General features: G+C 68.1%; 1 protein-coding gene. It reads left to right on the forward strand.

What is annotated here, in order from left to right; translation table 11 throughout:
• On the forward strand, positions 1-238 hold a 238-nt coding region (locus tag ACLJNW_RS28305; protein ID WP_410961967.1), incomplete at both ends, for a condensation domain-containing protein.

A 238-nucleotide genomic window follows, 5' to 3' on the forward strand; every position in this document is an offset into this window, starting at 1 on the left:
GCGTCACCGTGGCCGGGCGCCCGGTGGGCATGCCGGAAATGCAGCGCACCGTCGGCCTGTTCATCAACAGCATCCCATTGCGCGTGCAGATGCCGGCCGCCGGCCAGCGCTGCACGGTACGCGAATGGCTGAACCGGCTGTTCGAGCGCAACCTGGAGTTGCGCGAGCACGAGCACCTGCCCCTGGTAGCCATCCAGGAAAGCAGCGAGCTGCCCAAGGGCCAGCCGCTGTTCGACAG

The organism is Salmonella sp. SAL4457 (assembly GCF_046548235.1).
GTDB lineage: Bacteria > Pseudomonadota > Gammaproteobacteria > Enterobacterales > Enterobacteriaceae > Salmonella > Salmonella enterica.